This is a genomic window from Leucobacter sp. 1207-22 (assembly GCF_052850455.1).
In genome coordinates, this window is record NZ_VXCR01000001.1 from 324,417 (window position 1) to 346,763 (window position 22,347).

The 22,347-nt window shown below is 59.4% G+C and carries 9 protein-coding genes; 3 read left to right on the top strand and 6 right to left on the bottom strand.

Annotated features, from left to right (window positions below; all coding sequences use genetic code 11):
• Positions 1 to 87: 87 nt before the first annotated feature.
• Complete coding sequence (locus FW756_RS01520; RefSeq protein WP_446428414.1) at positions 88 to 14,820, bottom strand: SdrD B-like domain-containing protein; 14,733 nt, start codon at positions 14,818 to 14,820, stop codon at positions 88 to 90.
• Positions 14,821 to 14,985: 165 nt separating this feature from the next.
• Here FW756_RS01520 and FW756_RS01525 point away from each other — a divergent pair, with 165 nt between their 5' ends.
• A complete protein-coding gene (locus FW756_RS01525) occupies positions 14,986 to 15,606 on the top strand; it encodes a hypothetical protein (RefSeq protein ID WP_446428415.1) in 621 nt (206 codons plus the stop codon).
• An 11-nt stretch (positions 15,607 to 15,617) separates the two neighbouring features.
• On the opposite strand, the gene FW756_RS01530 is transcribed toward FW756_RS01525, so the two are convergent.
• The 4 genes from FW756_RS01530 to FW756_RS01545 all read right to left on the bottom strand — a co-directional run bounded on the left by FW756_RS01530 (position 15,618) and on the right by FW756_RS01545 (position 18,772).
• Positions 15,618 to 16,019, bottom strand: coding sequence for an HU family DNA-binding protein (locus FW756_RS01530; RefSeq protein ID WP_446428416.1), 402 nt, complete (start codon positions 16,017 to 16,019; stop codon positions 15,618 to 15,620).
• Positions 16,020 to 16,498: 479 nt separating this feature from the next.
• Positions 16,499 to 16,876, bottom strand: coding sequence for a zinc ribbon domain-containing protein YjdM (locus tag FW756_RS01535; RefSeq protein WP_446428417.1), 378 nt, complete (start codon positions 16,874 to 16,876; stop codon positions 16,499 to 16,501).
• Positions 16,869 to 17,942, bottom strand: coding sequence for a redox-regulated ATPase YchF (gene ychF, locus FW756_RS01540; protein ID WP_446428418.1), 1,074 nt, complete (start codon positions 17,940 to 17,942; stop codon positions 16,869 to 16,871). The genes FW756_RS01535 and ychF overlap by 8 nt, the downstream gene beginning before the upstream one ends.
• 11 nt (positions 17,943 to 17,953) lie before the next feature.
• Entirely contained in the window at positions 17,954 to 18,772 is an 819-nt protein-coding gene (locus FW756_RS01545; RefSeq protein ID WP_446428419.1) for a Cof-type HAD-IIB family hydrolase, read from the bottom strand.
• A 59-nt stretch (positions 18,773 to 18,831) separates the two neighbouring features.
• Between FW756_RS01545 and FW756_RS01550 the strand changes: the two genes are divergently transcribed.
• A complete protein-coding gene (locus FW756_RS01550) occupies positions 18,832 to 19,416 on the top strand; it encodes a 3'-5' exonuclease (RefSeq protein WP_446428420.1) in 585 nt (194 codons plus the stop codon).
• Positions 19,417 to 19,529: 113 nt separating this feature from the next.
• Positions 19,530 to 20,828: a DNA recombination protein RmuC gene (locus tag FW756_RS01555; protein WP_446428421.1), complete on the top strand. Its 1,299-nt coding sequence runs from the start codon at positions 19,530 to 19,532 to the stop codon at positions 20,826 to 20,828.
• Between the two features lie 515 nt (positions 20,829 to 21,343).
• On the opposite strand, the gene glpX is transcribed toward FW756_RS01555, so the two are convergent.
• Positions 21,344 to 22,327, bottom strand: a complete 984-nt coding sequence (gene glpX, locus FW756_RS01560) for a class II fructose-bisphosphatase (RefSeq protein ID WP_446428422.1) — start codon at positions 22,325 to 22,327, stop codon at positions 21,344 to 21,346.
• Between the last annotated feature and the right edge of the window lie 20 nt (positions 22,328 to 22,347).

The window sequence follows — 22,347 nt, forward strand, 5'->3', positions numbered from 1 at the left end:
GGCCAGGCCAGGTCAAGCCAGGTCAGGTCAAGCCAGGCCAAGCCAGATCAGGCCTGGTTAGGGGCGCTCGGCCAGACGCGCCACACCCTACCGTGCTGCGTGCCGCGGCCGCCGCTGCTTCCGCCTCGTGAGCAGCACCAGAGCGCCACCCCCGATGAGCAGCATCGCCGCTGCAGCCGCCCACAGCACGACCGGTCCGCTGCCGGTGTTCACCAGGCCACCAAGTGGCCCAGTTGGCGGCGTGACGACGGGTACGGGCGTGAACGGGAAGTCGAGCGTGTGATCATCCCGGACCTCACGCACGATGATCTTGCCATCCTCGTCAACTACAACAATCTGAGCAGTCAGCGAGACGACCTTCTCACCTGCAAGGCTCGCGTTCACCGTCGGTTCCCCATCGATCACTGTTCCACCGCTGAGCTTGTGCAATTGCGGAACCGTTGTGGTGACCCGGTACTCACGAGGCAGCAAGTACCCTGCACGTGTTTCCTCATACTCGGTGGGAGCCACAACGAACTCGTATGAGCCGTCGTCGGCACTCAGCTGGGTTGCGTGTCCGAGCTTGTCTTCGACGATCACCCACTCATCATCGATGCGTTCCCAGAGCGTGAGCTCGCGATCCGCGATTCCAGGCTCGTTTGCCTGCTTGATCCCGTCTTCGTTTGCGTCGTTCCACACAATGCCACCAATGGTGGAAAGGTGCGTGTTCGTGACGATTCCGAGGTCCATCGCGAGATCGTCGCGAACGGAGTTCGCCACAATCTGGCCTGCCTGCGCATCGACGATGCTGAACACCTCGGTGTAGCCGCGGTGCAACGGACCCTCCACGTCCTCGTCGAACGCAATATCGCTGTCAAGCGTGCGGTCGTCGCCAACATGGATCGGTGACCATTCCTGGTACCCAAGGCGCTCGGTGCTGACCCGATACTCGCGCGGCTGCAAGAATCGCGGATCGGCTTCGTCATACACGGTGGGACTCACCGTGAAGCTGTAGCGGCCGTCCTTTCCAACGGTCACATTTTGCACACCGGTGCGGTCGATTGCCGGCGTCCACTCACCGTCGATCCGCTCCCACAGCGTGACAGTGTTGCCGCCCTGATCAGCTTCGCCCTCATCCTGCAGACCGTTCGCATTTGCGTCGTCCCATGCACGACCACCAATAGTGACCGCAGGTTCAATGAGACCCAGGTCAACGTTTTCGTGGTTGAGCGCATGTCGCGTGTCGACTGGCAGCAGGTGACCGTCGGCCACCTCACCAAGCACATACACGTCGGAAACTGCCGTCACCGTGGCACGCCCCTCACGCGCAGTCTCAGCGAAGTCGCTGTCGATCGCTTCGGCGCCCTTACCGGTGCCAACATTCTGCTCGGTGAGCTGCAGCCACAGCGGGATCTCTGTCATCACGACACGGTACTGGTTGAGCACTCCAGCGGCTTCATCGTGGATCGCCAGCCCCGTAAACCGGTATGCATTGATACCGCTCTGCGATGCAAGATCACGCCAGTTCTGACCGTCAGTACTCACCTGCAGGGTGGCGGTGTAGCGCTCGGATGCGCGGTCATCGCCGGTCTTCGTTCCGTCGGCGTCAGCATCGATGAACACTTCGCCAGCGATGGTGCCGGTGTCGTGCGTCATGAGGCCCAGATCCACCGAGCTGTCATCAACGGCGAGCGCTGATCCGCCAGTCATATCGACGAGGGAAATGAGGTGTTCACCGACTTCGCCTTCGTGCATGGTGCCGTTCATGAAGAAGTTCGAGTCGGCCTCGCGATCGTCACCTGCAAGCGCCGGTGAGAAGGTGAAGCCAGACACGAGCTCAGGAACAACAACCTGGTATCGGTACTCGATCGGATCGTTGTCTTCACCGCTGAACGCAGGAACGTCGACGAAGTAGTAGTAGCCATCTGCACCCGAAGTTGTGGTTCGGCTGAAGTCGTCCTGCTTCACCCACGCGTCATTGACACGAACATACTGCTCGAGTTCGAGTCGTTGACCTGCAAGGCCTGGTTCATCAGCATCCTGAATACCGTCGCGGTTGAGATCGTTCCATACCCGGTTGCCGATGACGGCGGTATCTTGCCGCTCGGTGAAACCGACGTTGATCGCGCGCACCGCGGCGAAGTCACGTTCGAACAGGTGCTGAAGGTTCAAACCGAACTTGTTCGTCACCACCTGACGCGCGCCTGCATCAGTCTTTCGGAGGTACCCATCGTTGTCATCAACCTGTGCAAGCGGGTCGTGCGACAACAGAATCGGGGTCACCGGCATCTCGACGTCATACGTGCCGCCTGGATGAGTCACCTGGACGGTGTAATCTCCGCTGCGCGGGAGGACAGTGAAGAGGTAGCTGCCATCGGCGGCCGAGACAGTCTCGAGCGCCTTGCCACGTGCGTCGAGCACCGGCTTGCCCTTACCGTCCTTCAGCGCGACGTGGTAGCCAGCCAATCCTGGTTCACCAGCGTCCCGAAGTCCGTTTCGATTTTCGTCGTTCCAGACAACACCACCGAGGTCGATGAGCTGGCCGACTCCGAGATCGAAGCCCATGCGAATCTTGTCACCGGTCGAGACCGTGATTTCCTCTGCCGACGTGATTGCGACGAGGGCGTCGGGTGATCCAGCTGCGGGAATCTGTGCAGGAACACCGGGTTCGTACACGTCTACTTGAGCGCCAGAAAGGAGCTTCAGCGTGGTGACTGAGAAGCGGTCGTACGCTTGTGGGAATTCGAACATCACACGGTACGTACCCGGCGCAATGTTCGAGAACACGTAGTAGCCGGCGTTGCCGTGAATATCGGAACGGGTCGTTGTCACGAGTGGGCCCGTTGACGAGGTTGTCTGGCCAAGATCGTCAGTGATGACCTTGCCTGTCTCGTCATCAATGACTGTCCACGCTCCGCCATGCTTAGCAACCGCATTGCCCGCGTAGTCGACATAACGACCGTGTGGGGTGAGTAGCGTCACCTTCACCCCATTGATGCCGGGATCGTCGATGGTGCCGTCGAAGTCAATGTCCCGTGACGGCTGCAAGAGTTCGCGGCCGTTTTCATCAGTGATGATGGTGCCTTCGTCTTGCTGCGCATTGTAATTTGCGTCATGCCAGACGTAGTTACCAATCGACACCGAAGACTTGCGCTCGGTGACATAGGTGCCCGCTTTGTTGGATTCTTGCGGCTTGAAGCCGTTCTTTCGCTGCGTGCCAACAAAAGAGTTCCACTGTCCAACGTCGGCAGGCTTCGCTTCTGGCTGCCAGGTTTCGATGTACGCAGGAGCATTGAGCGGCGAGCTCATGTCGTAGCGCAGCTTGAGCTTGCTTTGACCGGGCAACGACGCGTCCTTGTTGTTAAACAGGGTGAGCAACGTCTGAGCTTCGCCGAGCAGCTCTGGGTCAGCCGCGACAGCTGCCTTGAACTGCGCAAGCGTGACAAAGTGAGCGTCACGCACGGCAGCGGCAGTCCCTGGTACACCGAGTGAATCGTAGAAGGCCTCGGTGCCGACGAGCGTGCTGTCAAGCATCGGCGCAGAGACGACCGTACCGCCTTGCATCGTGAAGGGACCAACAAAAACGGTGTAGTCCTTCTTCGGGTAGACCCCGCCGTCTTCACCCTCGCGACGCAATTCGATGCTGTCGAGATCAAGCACCGAAGAGCCCATCGACTCTCGTGGCGTCGCAGCGTTCATGATCGAGGTATCTCCCGCGAACGGAAGCACGTCGTACATGATGGGGTACGGATACGCGGTGTATCCGCCCGGTTCTTTCGTATTGTCCATCGCGAGTTCATACGTGAAGGTACCGCCCTCACGAACCGGAGTGCTTTGCGGCCAGACCGTTCCTGCACGGTTGAGATCTGAGTACGAAACCTTACGTTTCCCAAAGTTGTCGTACGTCTCGTACTCAAACAGCGATCGCTCAGCGAAGACGAGACGCTCGTTGAAGAGCTTGTTCTCGTCAAGGTCATACCGGTCGGTCATATACCCCAGGCGATTTCCGCTGTTTTGCGCAGAGTTCAACGGTTGCACGAGGCCGGTGCTATTCGTCACGTAGACCTTTGACTTCAGGTCATCTGATGCCGCACCCGGAGTGTAGGCATCGATCTTGCCGATGAAATCGATGACGACCTTATCGCCGGGGAAAATCGTGCCGTCAAACCACACGGTGACGACGTTGCGATCCATGCCTGGCCAGGAACCGGTGTGGATCTTCGTGTGCTTGAGGTGCGAGTCAGCGTTTGCTTCTGTGCCGTCAGCGTGCACGAGCTTCCACGTCCAGAGATATGCATCGTCGTCAGTGAGCGAGTATCGCGTGCGATGCTCATCACTCAGCGGATGTGAGGCGTTCACCTGCTCGTTTGGAACGTACGTGAAGTCATCCCCCACGGTCATCACCGAGGGCAGCTCGAACGAGACCGTCGGATTAATGAGGGTGTCTTCAGAGTAGGTATTCGATTCAGTGTCGGGATCCCACATCGACTCGTCTGCGTTCACAATCTCACCACGGAACTTCAGGTGTGGGGAGACATCAGGCTTAATCGCGGTATTTTCCGACCAGCCATACCGCTGTTCGATCGGCTTCGTCGAATCTGAACGGTAGTAGGTTGCGTCGTGGAACACGTTGACGACCGGACGCGAGGGCGTGAGGTAGGCGCGTGCCTCACTGTTGTCGAGCTGCAAGCGCGCATTTGCGACGTAGTTTCCCCACATCTGCACGGTGTCATAGATGAAGACCGTCGCTTTGCGCTCCGAGGCAGCGCGCAGACCGATCCGCATCGCGTTGTCTGTCACGCTCGTTGGGAACTCCGTGATGTTGTGGTTCTCAGGATCGGTTTCGATGACCTCCTGGACACCGTCGGTGTCGGGATCCGCATCCACGGCGAGACGCGTGCCCTTTGGCACGAGGAAGTCCGGGTCGAGCGACCGCACGATGACGCGGATCTTCTTCTTTCCGAGTCGTTCTCCTGCTGGAACCTTGAACTCGGTATTCGTGAGAATCGAGCTCGTACCGAGCGACTTCCAGTTTCCTGCTTCGTAGCCAGCTTCTGCGATGTCGTTTGACATCATGGCTTCCGCTTCGAAGACGTCGTCGACAGACTTCCCTGCAGCTGCGAGGAGGTCAAGCGTCGTCTGCGGCAACTCCCAAACACCGGTCGTCACGTACAACAGAGTGTTGTTCACCCGTTCAGTACTGACCGAGTTCGTCGGATCGTTGGATTCGTCGGTTGGCAGCGTGTGCTCAAACACCATTTCCTTCAAACCGGAGCCGGTGTTCTTTGCGTGGCTCACCAGGTACTCAATCGTGTCAGACGAGTTGAAGTATGGGTCGCCCGTACGGCCGTTCGAGTATTCGAGACGTGGACGGGTCGTGTTGACGCGTACCTCACCACGAGGCTTGATGATCTCAATGCTCGCTGGATTGTGCGCGAAGGTCGTCACAAGCTTTCCGTCGTTGTCGTAATCGACAAGACCTTCTGCCTCGGACACCCGCGTTTCGTAGTACATCGCTGACGCGTCTTGCACAATGAAGTCACCTGGGCGCTGCTCCCCACGAACAAGCGAGGTATCGTCCGTAATGAGTGACACATACGTGTCGATCTTCAGGGCCTCACCATGCCAGGTTGGCTCTTCGTTCGGCGTGGTGTCTTCGAACCCATCCACAAGTCGCAACTTGTGGCGAAGCGTGATCGTCTCACCCGTTGCAAGCTTGCCTCTGGTTCCGTTCGCTCCAGCAGGTGTCGTTACCAACCACTGGATGAGCTGACGATCGTTGGCACCAGCAGTGGCACGCTCATCGCTCGTCAGGAGCTTCACGGTGTAGCCAAGCTTGGTATATTCCGCAGGTGCGAGTGCCGTGCCGTCGACCACCAGCATCGGGTCACCGATCCGCTCGGCGAACGCCGTAACGTAGGCGCTGAAGACCAGACGAGAGTTGTGAATGTCGCCCGCGCCGGTAATTGTTTCGTACGGGTTCTCGTTCTTGGCGGCGCGGTTTGTGACCTCTTGTGAAAGCCAGAAATCACCTGCTGCATCGACGAGCTGGGTTTCAGCGAACTGACCGTCAACGGTGAGACCCGTCTTCGTCTGGTTCACAATGGTCGGACGACGCAGTACCATCCGAGTGCCGCCGTACGCGCCGCTATTTACCTCTGAAGCGGGTACCTCGTTGGGCATGAGTGACGATGCATCGACGCTCCATTCGCCGCCCGAGTGGAGCGAAATCTTGTCATTCTGGAGGAACGATTTCGTCCCAGAGATCAGTCGCTCGGTGATTCGAATCACACCGAGGTTGTTCGATTTGTTGTTCGTCGGAGTATGCAGCCACTCGCTCGTCGAGTCACGCCGCTCGCGGTCAGCTGGCGCACCAGTTGGCACCGAGCCCGTTGGCTTCGCACTGACAACGACCGCCTTGAATGATGGACGCTCACTGTTCGCAAGCGTGATGATCTGTTGGTATTTGGTCGCGTCAGTAACGTCCGCACCGGCCGCAGTAGCCGGGGAAACTGGTGTATCGATGACGCGCACACGCGGCGACACCGTGAGTGACTGGCCGAACTTCACCGCATGAAGTGCGGCCTGCGCTTCGTCAGAAGCCTTCGCAGTGAAATGGAGAACGAACCGCTCCCCCTGCTCACTCGTGATGCGCTCGACCTTCACATTCAAGAATTCGGTGACGTCGACGATCTGCGTGGAGGACTTGTACGTGACGTCGTTGATCGCTGCGGTGAACTTCACCGTCTGCTGGTCAGTGACCTTGCCAGAGTAGCGAGCTGGTTCACCATCGCTGAGCACAGGCACAATGCCATATGGGAGCGAGACCGTCACGGTTGGGTCAAACCAGGTACCGCGGGCGCCGCCCGTCGTCTGCGGCTGGTGCTTCCAACGGTCTTCGGTATAGCCGCTGGTGAAGTATGCGTCCTGCGTCTCAACCTGTTGGTTCTCAACAGTTGAGTGCACCGTGAACTCTTCATACAGTTCAGCAGTGAAGTTCTGCAGTGAATGGTCAAAGGCGCTCGTGTATGAGTCCTTCTCGATGTCGTTCCAGACGCGCAGGGTCGGAGCTCGCATCGCAAGGCGATCGCCGTTGACGATGGCAGGCTTGCCAGCGATCTCTGTTGTGGTGCCCTGGGAGTTGATACCGCTGATGTACATGCCCCACGGTTCAAGCGCGAAGTAAGAGGTAAACGAGCTGTAGGCGTAGCTCAGATCAAGCACATCGAAGCCTTGCTGCATGCCGTCGTTCGGGAACTTGTATGGGTTCCAGACATGTGGGGCGCGATGGAATGCGCCGTATGAGTTGTCGAAGATCTCAAGGTACGGTTCATCAGCGATCGTTGTCACGGTGAGCTCGTCGTACCACACAAACGTGTCGTTCACGAGATGTGCTGACTCTTCGGCGACGCGCACACGAACGTCGACATACTGGTACTTCGAACGCAACGTCGACGCACTCGAATTGAACATTCCACCGAGTTCTCCGGAGACCTGCACGCGGATCACATATGGCACGGCATCGTCCAGCTCAGCTTCGGCGTACGACCCCGCTTCCTGCTGCTGGGCAGGGGCACGATACCCGTGGTCCCGGCGCGGACTCTGCACGACCTCGACCGATACGCGGTCATCAGCAATAGCTGCACCGGTGCCATCGAAGGCATGCACGCCGAGCAGATTGCCGTGTCCGTCGTAAGGCGAGATGCCATTGGGAAGCACCTCAAGATACTCGATGCCACTGTCAATGCTGCGATCGCCAAGGTTTACTGCGTGGAGTCGCACGGTGAGCTCTTCATGCAGTTCAACCGCATAGCTGTAATCGTCAACCGCGTACGGGCTTAGTCCGTTGTCTGGAGCACGAAGCGAACCGTCGTACTCATAGAAGTTTGCTGCATCGACGCCGCTTGCTTGACGCTGCGTATCTGGCAGCATCTCGCTCGCCCCATAGAGCCATGCACGGTTGAGCTGCATGTTGTCTTGCGTCCACAGCACTCGTTCTGAGTGGCGCACGCTGCCGTCATTCACACGCGCGGCGCCGACATAGGCGAAGTTGTCGTCAACTTCGCCCCCACTCGAGAGTTCAAAGAGCGGGTTCGTGTATTGAGTATCAACACGTTCCTGCATGAAGGCTTTATGACTCATTGAGCTGTTCGCTGAGGAATCGTAGTAGGTGTCGAGCGTTCCGCTGCTGCCAGACGGGTGACGGCGTTCGGTGTTACTGCCAGGTTGCCACGCGAACGAGGTTGCGAGAAACTCGGTCGCGGTCATCTCCGTACCGCGCGCACCCGAGATGCCAGCGTCGTGCAGGAGCGCCGCCATGTCCATGTTCGTCTGGTGCATGTTGCTTGCAACAGGGTTGTTGCCCGAGTACCACCCCATGAGCGGTGCGAACACCGCATGACCGTCCTTGTAGGTAGCGGTCGGGAGATCGTCGGTGCGGATCTTGCCCGCATACATGATCTCGATCCGCTCACCACGGCCGAGTTCAGTGGGGAACTCGTAAGTGAACAACTGGAACTCGATCTTCTGTGCCGGGTTCGTTGCGGTCTTGAGCGGCTCCGCTGACGAGAGCAGTCCAAACGTGTCGTTCTGACGGTCGTTCGCAAATTGCTGTGAGCCACCGACGTCGAGACCCTTCACCGATTCAACCGTGACCTTCGGGAGCGCAGCGTTTGCGACGAGCTTTCCCGTTCGGTCGTACCGGTTGATGGTGAGTTTGCCTGCAGCGATCGCTGCGGAAGTGTCCAGGACACCGCCTGAGACGAATGCTTCCAGATCTGTCGTGAGGTACTCCGGAACCTTGTCGTACATGACCGGCTCAAGCAGCGGAGCCTTGCCATAGCCGGTGTTGGTTGCCGCAGCCGCGTCCGCGTTGCGAGCCGTGAGCTTCATGTGCACGGCGTCACCTGGCAGGTACGAGGTTTTACCTGTCTGCGCAGCCGTCACGTCGCTGTATTCCGTCGCAGCTTCACTCGCAGTTTCAAAGGACTGGAGGTTCAGCTCGACGACCGGAATCGCCTTGTAAATGGTCTTCTGGTCTTTCGCAGTCACGGTGTAAGACGCAACGGCAGGGTTCTCGTCTTGCGCGCCGTCGTGATGCGTCAGGGTGAGCACCGCCTGCGTCGCGATGACCGAGCTCTTCGTGCCGGCACCACCAGTTGCTTGCCAGTGCCCAGTACCGGTAATCGTGAAGTCAGGAAGTGTCAGTTCGGCCCCCGCGGTGTCACGACCGGGAAGGAGACCGTAGTCAACGCGAAGCTCGTTCACGCCAGCAAGCGAGTGCACCTTCGCGTCGTACTTCACCCACTGGCCATTGACGCGGATCAGCACCTTCGGTGCAGCAAACTCACCGACAAACCCTGCCGGGTAGGACGGCGTCGGAAGCTCAGTGAGCGTGAAGCCACGAGCATTCGTGTCGAGCGTAATGTCGAGCGTTGCGTTGGTGTTGCTGTGCACGATCTTGTTGCTGATCTGAGACAGCGTGAGCGTCATACCGGTGCCAGACAGGCTCTCCTCAGTGAACTTGCTCGTGACTGTCGGTCCGGATGGGTTCGCATAGGTGGTGGTGCCATACACACGCGCCAGATGCTCAGCGGTCTTGTCGACGTCATAGTCGCCGGTGACAGAGTCGTACCCGGTAATGCCGTTGCCGCTCACCCCTGAGACCACATAATTCTGCAGGTGATGCTGATACCCCGGGCGGCTGTATGCGTACGGATACACGGTTTTGCCCTGCGTCAGCCCAAGCGCTGTGCCATAGTCGTTCACCGCAACGTACTCCACGAGCACGAATACTGATTCCTGAGCCTGCAAAGTGGTGTCGGTAAACACCACATCGGTGAGCTTCTTCTGGTTCTTGCCGCCGACGCTGAACTGCGCATCGGTGGGAGCAACCGCCGTGCGGCCAGCTTCAGCAATGACCGCGTCTAGCGCTGCCGACTTGCCTGGCTGTACAACGGTGACCTGCGCAATGTCGATGCCAGCCGGAGCCGTAAAGTGCGCCGCTGGATCAGCGATCGGGAGGTAGGGTCCGCCAGGCGTCGCCGCATTGCGCAACTCGTACAGCACCTTCGCGGTGTCACCCACGACCATATTGTTCGCTGCGATCGGGCCGCTCGTATCGGCGTCAAAGAGGTATGAGGCGGATCCCGATGCCTTCGACAGGTCGTCGTTCAGGTGCATGCCGAGGAGCTGCATCTGCGTGAGGCGATGCGAGATCGTCGGAGCGTTGCCGTTTGATTTTGTGAGCGACGGAGTCATACCGGAGTTGCCACCGCCAGCGTTTGCCGTAAAGCGTTGCGCACTCACCATGTCGCTCGCGTGTACACGGAATGAGCTGTAAAGCAGCGAGGAAGTCGCAACCTTCGTCCCCTCGTTGCGGAACGACGGCTTGGAATCCCAGCCGTGACCGCTCTCAGTCTCATCAACCCAGACACCGGTAACAAAGGCATAGCTACCGTCGATCATGCGTGCTGGCAGTGTGGGATCGCTCTCACGTGCAAAGGCACCCCACATGCGAGTGACAGGGTCGCCAGTCGCATCAGTAGCCGCAGCAAAACTGATGCTGAAATTGCTGATCGCGAGCTGCGTCAGCGTCGACTTGCCACCAAAGCTCACTTGCTGAGTCGCACGAGAAAGCGGCGCAGGCTCATCTCCATCTGCTGAGAAAAGTGCAACGAGGTCAAGCTCGTAACGATCCGTCTCAGTATTCAAAATGAACCGGTCGAGAGGGACCTCAATAGGCTTGCCACCTGGCTGCGTCACCTTCACGCCCGTCGTGCGCCAGTCTGCATCGAATACCGATGCGGGGATCTCGAGCTTCTGCGAACGGAACGACGTGTCGGGCACCACATTCATCGTAAAACTCGTGATGTCAGCCTGCGCAGAGTTCGTCATGCCCGAACGCACCATGCTTGTCGTCGGGGTCACACCATCGATCTCGTAGTCATATGCAGACATCGCATCGAAATTCATGTCGGTCGTGCCACCAAGTGTTGGTGTCGCCCCGACAAGTGTCGCCTTCGTCTCGTGCATCTTCGTCCGAGCAGTGCCGTTCGACTCACGGTACAGCGTGGTCGTGCCGACAAGATCCTTGTTGCCGTTGACAACGCCAGAAAGCTTCACGTCAATCTCGGCGAGATTCTTGCCGAGGGTATCCCCGGTCACACCCTGAAGCTCAGCAGTTCTGTCGCCGAAACCGTCAATCTCAGCAAAGCTTGCCTCGAAGGTCGTGGGGTATGCCTTGGCGGTGCCAGCAGAAATCGCAAACGTCGAGTCGTCAACACGGTGAATACCTGCAGGCTGCGAGTTGTCATAGATGAGTTCAAGCTGAGACTGCGCGATAATTTGCGCGCGCAGTTCAGCGTCGACTTTGAGCGTCGCTGTCTGTTTGGTGTCGAACGTCACCCGGAGCTCGGTGAGGTACTTGAGGAGGTCCGTCTTGGGGAGCACGACCTTGGTCGCCGCAAAATTGTATTCTTTGTCTGCCTTCGGAGTCGCCGGGTACGTGAACTGGTACGTCAGCTTGTCGTGGAACGAAGGCGGATCGTAGTGATACAGCCATTCGTCAAACTCCGTCGCGACTGGCGAATACACATCGGGGCCATGTCCGTTGTAGACGTACCAGGACGCATTGTTGACGTTCCAGACGCTCGCGAGATAGCTCGCTTCGGTGCCCATCGTGACGGTCTTGCGCGCGGTCGACGTGGAGTCTTGCGCTCCCGTGCTTGTCTGCGCGAATGGGTGGTGCACAATCGAGTACACCGGGTTCGCGACGTGGGTGCGCAGCGTCGTCCCCTGCTTGCCAAACGTGTCAGCGGCAGTCACAGTGGTTGGCTTCTTCGCCTCCGTTGTTGTGGTGGTGAAGCGACCCATGAACTCAACAACGCGGCTGGTTGTGCCCTTGAGTTCAGGAAGCGCATTCGCGTCCGCGCGCGAGAAATCAAGTGTCAGAGCCACCCGGCTCACAGGCTGGTCTGGCACGACATCGGCCGCAAATGCGTCCTTGTAATAGGTGTGCCCTTCGGCATCGACCGACGCAAACGTCTCGTACAGGTCTGTTGCAGCGGGATCAGCTGTGGCGATCCGCCAGAAATTACCCTCGGTCGTATTTGCGACCCAGTCGGCAGCATCGACGGTCTTCCACAGCTTCTCGACGCCATCGACATCACGATAGATATCTACCGAACGCAGGTACGGTTGCAAATCGCTCCGAACCTTCAAGTAGTACATGTCGAACTGCTCAGCAGGAAGCTTGGTACTGATGACCGTGGTCTGATCGTTGTTTGTCGCCGCGGTCGTTGGGCGCGTTATCGTCGCCGCGAACCCGCCTAGCGACTTGTACCCCTGGTCGAGGGTGTAGTCGGTCTTTGATCCGCATCCGCTCGTCGAGCAGTACCACTGGCGATCAACCCACTGATCGTACGAGTTTCCTGCACCTGCAGGCTTGGTGACCTGGTTGAGGCCCTCGATCTTCACCTGGGTCTTCGTGTCAGGAACCGTCACTACGTGCGTCTTCGACGCCTTGCGTGTCGCGGTATCAGGCGGAACCTGCGTACCAGTAAATGACGCCTGAAGCGTCTGTGATCCACCCATCGCGAGCGCGGAATCGTAATCAACGACGGCGATGGTCTCCGCTGATGTCAGCGTGAGCTGGGTGCCAGAGATCGTAATCTTCGCAATGTCGGTGAGTGCAAGGTCACTGAGCACCACGGTCGTGTCTGTCGTCGTGACCTGCTTCCCTGTCGCATCGACAAACGTGAGTTCGATGTCGGTGGCGGATCCCAGCAGCGCGTCAGTCAGTGCGATCCGCGTTGGCGTCGCGGATCCGGGAGCCACCGTAGGCGCGCTGAGGTCCATCGAGTACTCGAATGATGCAGCGGGAACCCCACCTGTCGAGAGCTGATACTCAGCCTGGAACGGCGCCTCATACGGCACCTGCGTCGTGTTCTTCGTGCGCGCATTGCCGTAGACACCAAGCACATCGACGACAGGCTTCAGCACTTCCTGCGGCTTTGGCTTCACCACAGTGAATGCTGCGTCCTGGGTGACCGTTCGCGGCACATCGGTGTATTCGGTGTCTGCGGCGTAGTCGTCGTTGCTCGCGTAACGCTCGTTGTACGTCACAACTGCTGGGTCAGTAATCGTGCCAGCCGTCGGCGCGGTGCCATAGACGCGGATCGTCACCGGCAGTGTCTTCCCCGGGTTCAGACGACCACTCAGCACTGAGAATGAGAGTTCGCGATTCCAGTCGAGCGCGTGCAGCTTCGCGACGTCGAAGGTGAGCTTGGCACGATCCGCGCCCTCGCCAGCATCGCTCAGGGTGCCGGTGAGCGACACAGTCTTCTCTTCACCGTTCTTCAGCGTGTGCGTGTAGGTGATCGTCGCGTCACGCAGCTTGTCAGCGAGCTCGGCAGGGAATTCATAGACGACACTGTCGGCTTCAAATCCCTTGTCAACTGTGTACTTCAGGCTCGTGTCAAAGATCGGCGCATTCGACGTGCTCTTAATTGCCGAGATCTCGGTGTAGGTGCGCTGTCCTTCTTCAACCGTTGCGAGCTCGGGCTTGTGTGTAAACGTCAGGCCATACTTCGGAATATCGACTTCGCGTACCGCGGTGTGCGTCTTGGTCCAGTTCGCAGTCTTCGCGAAAAGCACGTTCGTGATCGCGGTGAGTTTGAAGTTCGTCGGGAGGTTGGGGAATCCCTGTCGACTCATTGGCAATGAGACCATGAACTTCCGACTCTCGCCAGGGTTCACTGCCTGCTTACTCGCCCCGTGTTCACGGTTGATGACGATCATGCCAGCACCGGAATACGTGTAGGGGATCTCCTCCGTCAGCTCGCTCTCGCCATCCCAGTCGGTGATGTCGTAGATGAGCACGCCGCCCTCACCAGGCACACCGATGAACTGGCCCTCGGTCTTGTCTGGGTCGTCGTTCGGAACGGTCTTGCCGTCGTCGGTATACGCGAATCTGTTGATATCGAACGGGATGATGCCGTTGATGTTGTCGGTCGTATCGATATCGAAGGTCGCAGAATAACCCTCGATGAAGGAGGCAGGGTTCGTCGAGACGTTATCGACCGTGTAGACGTAATCGAAGTACTGGTAGCGGTCCCACATCGGAACCGACGTATCACCATTCCCGTAGGCGTATGGCGTGACCGAAGTTTCCCACTTCAGGTCAGAGGAAATGACCGAGACTCGGGACTCATCGTCCAACTGACCTGGCGACTCCCAGGTGCTTCCCTCGACTCGATCAAACATCTCGTACGAGACGAAGCCGTTGATTTCGAACGGCGTTCCCTCGGGAATGCCACCGTACACACCGTTCGAGCCGTCGTTGTAGGTCGTCAGGAAGATGTCGAATGCGGGGTTTGCACCGCCACGCAGGTCACCGTCGTATTCCAAGACGAGCGGGCCACCTTTGACCGTGGTGTCAGAGATGATGTTCCACTCGCCGCCTGAGCTGACTCGCCCCTGCACGCCGAGCGGGGTCGGTGCCGCATCGCGGGCAACCACCTTGTACTCACCATTGACGTGCTCAAGGGACGGCATGAACAGTGTCACGCGCACACCACTCGCCTGCCCAGCCGAATAGTTCGGAACGAGGCGGTAATTCACCTTCACCTCGTTACCCGAGGCAAGAATGATCGATTTCGACGTGAGCGCACCAGGGTCGCCCTCGGTCACGGTACCGTTGAGGGTGATCGAGGGGGTAGCTGGATCTTGCTGCGGTGAGAGCGCCGCCGCCGCGTTTGCCGAAGTTGCGACGTCGGTGAACACTAACGATGCGACCAACAAGCTCGCGAGAACACCCGTCAGGATCTGCCCCAGCTTCACCAAACACCCCATCTTTCAGTGCACGAGCATGGTGGCTCGCACATCATTCTGGTTACACAACAAGCGTAACGAATGTTTGGGTGCAAACTTTCTCGTATATGAGTGAAAATGCATTCAGTCCGGTAACGTTTGGGTGGCCTGAGTGTCCAATCGAGCGGAGTACATGTGCGAATTCAGCGACGTCTCTTGACCGCGATCATCATTGGGTTGAGCGCTACATCCCTCGCGCTCACTGGCTGTGCTGACTCTTCTGCCGCGTCGCGAGACGGCGAATCAACTGTCGCCGAGGCTGAAGTGCCCCGCGAGAAAGTGCCCGCAACATTCGGCGACAACACGTTTATCTCTGGGTCCACCAGAATCGCTATTACCGAATCCCGCGTGATTCCCCTCGGCGAAACGGGCAACGAACATGGCGTCGGACCAGTTCTCGCGATCTGGTACGAGACGACCAACATCGGTGTTGCGACCGGGGCCGAGTCTGGCGATGGCACGGGGGCTGGGGCTGGGGCTGGCGGAATCGACAGCACGGCAAGTGATCCGCTCGGTGCGTGGCTCACGCACTTCCGTGCGGTACAGCAGACGGGAGCTGAATACCCGACTGAGCTCGGGCTCGCAGTATCGCCAGATGAAGCGCTCATGGGTGGGCAGACCGACCCCATTCCTGTCGGTGAGACAGTTTCGAACGCTGTCGCCTACACGCTCGCAGATGCCGAAGCAGACGTTGAACTCATCGTCACGGACTCGGGGCTCACCGAGGTGGGACGGCAAACCTTCAACGTGCGCTGATTCTCAGGTCTTCACTTTCGGCGTGCGGCGAAACTCGGCTTGTGGCGCGAGTCGTTGGTTGATCCGCGTCCCTGTGACGCGGGAGACTCGGCGGCGAGGCTTCGGTTCACCGTGCGCGTAGCCGAGAATTTCAACACCGTGTAGTCATCTACGTGAGCGACTGCTCCATTACTCGCGAGCTTGCCACTTTCAGACACCTGCTGGACACGGTGGCCCTTATGTTGCTGCGGGTAGAACTTGCCAAACCCGGTGATGGTGAGATGGTCGCCACGGCTGACGACCTCAAGAATTTCTGCAAGTGCCGCGTTCACCACTTCAGTGGTGAGACGCACGTCCGTGTCGGCACGACGAGCAACATCACGCAGAAATTCACTGCGATTCACTCGCGAACCTTCGCCTTCGCTCTTGGTCATTTCGTTCCGCACTCCATCGTGATTCACCGGGACATCGCTGGCCAGACCGGACTCGTTGATTGCGGTCACCAGGAATGCCACCAGAGAAACTTCATTCAGCACTACTCCGGGTGCACCGCACGGTATTTCCCGCGCGCTGCAGTCCAATCACGCTAGCTGAGAAACGAGAAAATTTCATTCATCTGAGCAAATTCTTTGCATATTCGATGATTTCTGGCGAAAGTGGTTGGCGAGGGTCGGATTGTGCGTGTTGGAGCGGGTGTCGGGGTGGAGCGGATATCGGGGTGGCTCTTGTGGGCGGTTCTTGTGGGCGTGATCTGCTTTGGGTTGACGCCAGTGCGGGTGCAGGCGCTCGAGAAGGGCCCAAACCTGCGAAAAGCCCCCTTTCATGCGCATGAAAGCGGGCTTTTCGCAGGAAGCAGTCTGTTTCGCGGTACTGGGTGCAGGCCGAGGCCAAAACAGCACCGCCGCGGGGCGACCTAGTTTGCGCGCTTCACAACGCTCGACTTGAGCTGCATGTTGCCGAAGCCTGGCACGCGCGCGTCGATGTCGTGTCCGCCCGCACCGCCTGGATTCAGGCGGATGCCCGTCACCTTGGTGCCGACCTTGATGGTGCCACCGCCGCCACCTGAGACCTTAACGGTCTTCACGAGCGTCACGGTGTCGCCGTCTGAGAGCACATTGCCAACAGCGTCGCGAATCTCGTCGCCTGCAGATCCATTTGCAGCGTCAGACTCGTCAGCGTCACCGCCTGCAGCAGACCATTCGTGCCCGCACATCGGGCAGACAAGCAACGCTCCCTGCTCGTACGCGTACGGCTCAGAGCATTCCGGGCACGGAGGCAAAGTGTCAGACATTAAAGCGCCACTCGCAGACATCGCCGTCCTGCATGATGTAGTCCTTGCCCTCCATGCGAGCCTTGCCCTTGGCACGCGCCTCGGCGATCGAGCCGGTCTCAACGAGGTCTTCGAACGAGATGATCTCGCCCTTAATGAAGCCCTTTTCGAAGTCGCCGTGGATCACGCCAGCTGCCTGAGGTGCGGTTGCGCCCTTGGGGACGGTCCATGCGCGTGCCTCCTTGGGACCTGCGGTGAGGTAGGTCTGGAGGCCGAGCGTATCGAAGCCAACGCGTGCGAGCTGGTCAAGGCCGCTCTCGGTCTGGCCGGTCGAGGCGAGCAGCTCGGCTGCGTCCTCGGGGTCGAGCTCCATGAGCTCGCTCTCGATCTTTGCGTCGAGGAAGATTGCCTTCGCAGGAGCCACCAGCGCAGCAAGCTCATCGAGCTTTGCCTGGTCCTGCAGCACGCCCTCATCAACGTTGAATACGTAGAGGAAGGGCTTTGCGGTGAGCAGACCAAGCTCGCGGATCTCAGCGAGATCAATATCGGTCTGCGACAGCAGCTTGCCGTCGTTCAGCGCAGCCTGCGCGGCCTTTGCGGTCTCAACGACTGAAGCTTCGACCTTCTTGTTCTTGAGTTCCTTCTCAAGACGCAGGAGGGCCTTATCAACGGTCTGCATATCGGCGATGATCAGCTCAGTGTTGATCGTCTCCATGTCGCTTGCGGGGTTGACTGAGCCATCGACGTGCACGACGTCGGGGTCAGAGAAGCCGCGTACGACCTGCGCAATGGCGTCTGCCTCACGAATGTTCGCGAGGAACTGGTTGCCAAGGCCTTCGCCCTCACTCGCACCGCGGACGATACCTGCGATGTCAACGAAGCTGACGGGAGCGGGGAGGATCCGCTCACTGCCGAAGATCTCTGCGAGCTTGTCGAGGCGCGGATCCGGCAGGTTCACAACACCTACGTTCGGTTCGATCGTCGCGAACGGATAGTTCGCAGCGAGTGCGTCGTTGTGCGTAAGAGCGTTGAACAGGGTCGACTTGCCCACATTGGGAAGTCCCACGATGCCGATTGTAAGAGCCACGAGAAACGATTCTACCTGGCGAGCAGCCGTTCTACGACCTGTGCGAGTCCGTCTTCGTCGTTCGTGCGCGTGATTTCGTCTGCGACAGCCTTCACAGCATCGATCGCGTTGCCCATCGCGACGCCGTGACCAGCCCAGGCGATCATCTCGGCATCGTTGAGTTCGTCACCGAATGCGTACACCTCGTGCTGCCCGATTCCCAAGTGCGCACACAGCTGAGCAAGGCCTGCTGCCTTGGTAATTCCTGCGGCCATCACATCAACGAACGGGGCGCCTGAGAGCGTGAGTTCGCAGTTCGGCAGGTCGAGATCCGCGATCTCATCGAAGATCTCATCGACGGCAAGTTGCGCGTCCCGAAGCACAAGCTTCAACGCAGGCGCACTCGTGATGGTCGCGATGCTGCCAGTTTCCATCTCTGCCGGCTTTCGCTTGTGGTCGCTGAAGTCAGCGAGCGCGGCATACTCTGGCTGCGCGATGAATCCTTCGCCAGCATCGCGCACGACCGCGAGTGCGACCGACGGCACACGGGCGCGGATCTCCTTCACGATTTCAGCCACGGTCTCAGCGGGAATCTCATTCGCGAAGAGCAACTCGCGAGTCTGCAGGTGAATGCCGAATGCGCCGTTGGAGCACAGTGCCCACTCTTCAAATCCTGCTTCGCGTGCAATGTCGACAAGACCGATCGGCTGCCGTGCGGTCACCGGAACAACCGTAATTCCCGCATCTCGGGCCGCATCAAGCGCCTCGCGCGTGCGTTGCGAGACATGGCCCTCACTGTTGAGGAGCGTGTGATCGAGGTCGGTGGCAATGAGCTTCGGCAGTGTGGTCACGGCTCCAGCCTAGCGGGGGCACGATTCCAAATGTCAGGGGGCTGTGCCAGACTTTTCGCGTGCCCGTAGATTTCACAGCGATCGATTTTGAGACTGCAAATAGCCACCCTTCGTCGGCGTGTGCCGTCGGAATGGTGCGTGTTCGAGACGGCAAGGTCGTTGATCGGGCGAGCTGGCTGATTGCTCCGCCTGCGGCGCACGGGGAGTTTTTGCCGTTCAATATCAAGATTCACGGCATCACCCCGGCGATGGTTGCCGAGGCACGCGGTTGGGCAGAACAGCTCGAGGAGTTGCGTGAGTTTATCGGGGACGACGTCGTCGTCGCGCACAATGCGAGCTTCGACATGGGAGTGATCAAGAGTGCGTGTGCTGAGACCGTCACTCCGACTCCGCGTTTGAAATACCTCTGCAGCGTGCAGGTCTCGCGCCGCACCTACGACATTCCCTCGCATCGCCTTCCGCTTGCTGCTGCGGCTGCTGGGTTTGCAGAGTTCGCCCACCACGAGGCGCTCGCTGACGCGGAGGCCTGCGCCGCAATCATTTCCGATGCCGCGGTGCGCCACGAGGTCACCGATGTTGCAGCGCTTGCAAAAAAGGTCGGGCTCCGGCTGACGCCTTTGAAGGCGATTCCGCTCAAGCTGTAGTTGGCTCGGCATCGCGCCGTTTGCACGGTCGTCGGCGTCTTTTCTGGGCGCGGATCACCTCTGCATGCGAGCCTCAATCTTGAAATGTCGGTGGCTCATGGGAACATGCTTGCATGACAGGTCTCACCATCACGCTGCTCGTCTTCCTCGCCCTTGCCATTGGCGGCGGCGCTGGGTTCGTCGTGGGTTCTGTGCTGCGCGGGCGATCCGCTGCAGCGGCCCTTGCGGCGCAGCATGATTCCATCGAGCGTGACACCGCGGTTGCTGTGCAGCAGGCACGATTGGAGGCTGAAGCCGGCACCCGCATACTGCGCGAAGAACTTGCCGCAGCAGAGACGCGCGTGGTGAGCCTTGAAGAACGAGTGCGCGATATGCAAGAAGACGCTCGTCGTCGCGCCATCCTCGATCAGGAGGAGCAGCGTGTCTTGCAGCAGCTCGCTCCCCTACGTGAATCCGTCGGCAAACTTGAGTCGACGGTGACAACCATGGAGCAGCAACGTGCAGAACAGCACGGTGAGCTCGCAGAGCAGCTGCGTCAGGCCGCACGGGCAGAAGAGAAACTGCGCGGCACGGCTGAGACCCTTGCTGCAGCGCTTCGTTCGAACAACACCCGAGGCGTGTGGGGCGAGACGCAGCTTCGCCGCATCATTGAAGCAGCTGGCATGCTTGAACGCGTTGACTTTGATGTGCAGCACCGGCTTCCCACCGAGCGCGGTGAGCTTCGCCCAGACATGGTCGTGCACTTGCCTGGCGGCAAGGCGATCGCGATCGATTCGAAGGTGCCATTCGACGCGTACCTTGAAGCGCAGCAGATCTCGGTGTCTGGCATCACAGACGACGCAGCTGCCGAGGCTCGTCGCACTGCGCTGCTCGCAAAGCATTCGAAGGCGCTCCGTGAACACATCATCGCGCTGAGCGCGCGTGACTATGCAGCCGCGTTGCCAGACTCCCCTGAGTTTGTCATCGCGTTTGTCCCGAGCGAATCACTGCTCTCAAGCGCACTTGACACTGATCCCATGTTGCTGGAGTTCGCCTTCGAACGACGGGTTGCGCTTGCCTCGCCTGTCAGCCTCTGGGCGATTCTCAAGTCGGTCGCGCACAGCTGGCGTCAGGAGTCACTCACCGCAGAGGCGCGCACACTCTTCGACCTCAGCCGCGAACTGCACACCCGCCTTGGCCGCACTGCAACCCATCTCGACAAGTTGGGCCGAACGCTCTCACGCGGGGTGCAAGACTACAACGCCTACGTTGGCTCACTCGAACGCCAGGTCTTCCCCACTGCACGCAAGATCGGTGCACTCAATGGCGACAAGATTGGCACCGAGCCAGCCCAGCTCGAGGACGCGGTGCGCCCGCTCGTCGCCCCCGAACTGCGCGTTGACCTCGACGTTGAGGTCAACGCAGACTCGTAGTGCTGGCGGGATTGCGACCCTCACCTCACCTCAAACTGAGGCTCCCAACCTCGGCCCAACGCGCGCTCATGCCCGAGCCAGAGCGCAAGCGCGCACCTGGCTCGGGCACGCTGGGGCGCGGCTCAACGACCCACTGGCTACTCAAGAGATAGAGAAATGTGGCGCATACTGCGCCGCTTTCTTGTAAAGAGGGCGCGGCCAGCGGCCGCACCAATGCCACACAACTTGAGGGAATGTGGCGACCACGTGAGCCAAGCTGTCGTACGCGGGAGCGAGCTTGCGTGTGTCTCGCAGGGCAACCCCGCCGAAACTGGTGCTTTCATGCGAGAAGGCCCCTTTCATGCGCATGAAAGGGGCCTTCTCGGCGGAAACCCTGGTTTTCGAGGGGTTAGCCCAAGCCCAAGCCAAACCCACAAACCCTAGTTTTCAAGGGGATGAACCCGCAAGCACCAGGGCGACGGACGCTAACGCGCCCGCAAAACCAAGGAAGGGGACGCTAACGCGCCCGCGAGTGATTAATCCCAGCGGGTGGGATCCATGTCGCTGGTGATGTGGCGGATGGTGCCCGAGTGCGCGCGCATCACAATGCTCTCCGCACGAACGAACGGGCCAACACGCTTTACGCCACCGATGAACTCAGCGTTGGTGATGCCGGTTGCGACGAAGTAGCAGTTGTCGCTTGCGACGAGGTCGTTTGCCTCAAGCACGCGATCGAGATCGTGACCTGCAGCAATAGCTGCCTGGCGCTCTTCCTCGTCCTTCGGAGCGAGGCGACCCTGGATCATGCCGCCGAGTGCCTTGACAGCACACGCGGTGATGATGCCCTCGGGGGTGCCACCGATACCGACACACATGTCGATGTCGGAGTCCCAGCGAGCTGCGTTCACGCCGCCTGCAACGTCGCCGTCCATGAGGAGGCGGGTGCCTGCACCAGCTGCGCGAATGTCAGCAATGAGCTGCTCGTGACGGGGGCGGTCGAGCACAGCAACGCGGATGTCTGAGACGTCAACACCCTTGACCTCAGCAAGTGCACGAATGTTCTCACCGATGGGCTTGCGAATATCGACAACGCCAACGCCCTCGGGGCCACACACAAGCTTGTCCATGTAGAAGACTGCCGAGGGGTCGTACATGCTGCCACGATCCGCAACTGCAATCACCGAGAGTGCGCCGGGGCGACCCTCAGCGGTAAGACGGGTGCCGTCGATCGGGTCAACTGCAACGTCGCACTCTGCGCCGTCGCCGTTACCAACGACCTCGCCGTTGTAGAGCCAGGGCGCGTCATCCTTCTCGCCTTCACCGATAACAACGGTGCCCTTCATGTTCACGGTTGCGAGGAAACGACGCATCGCGTCAACCGCAGCGCCATCGGCTGCATTCTTGTCGCCGCGCCCAATCCAGGGGGTAGCCCGCATCGCTGCGGCCTCCGTTGCGCGTACGAGCTCCATAGCGAGATTGCGGTCCGGCTGCCAATCGCCGAGCGATACAGGTTCATTCATGTCTCTAATCCTACCGCGTA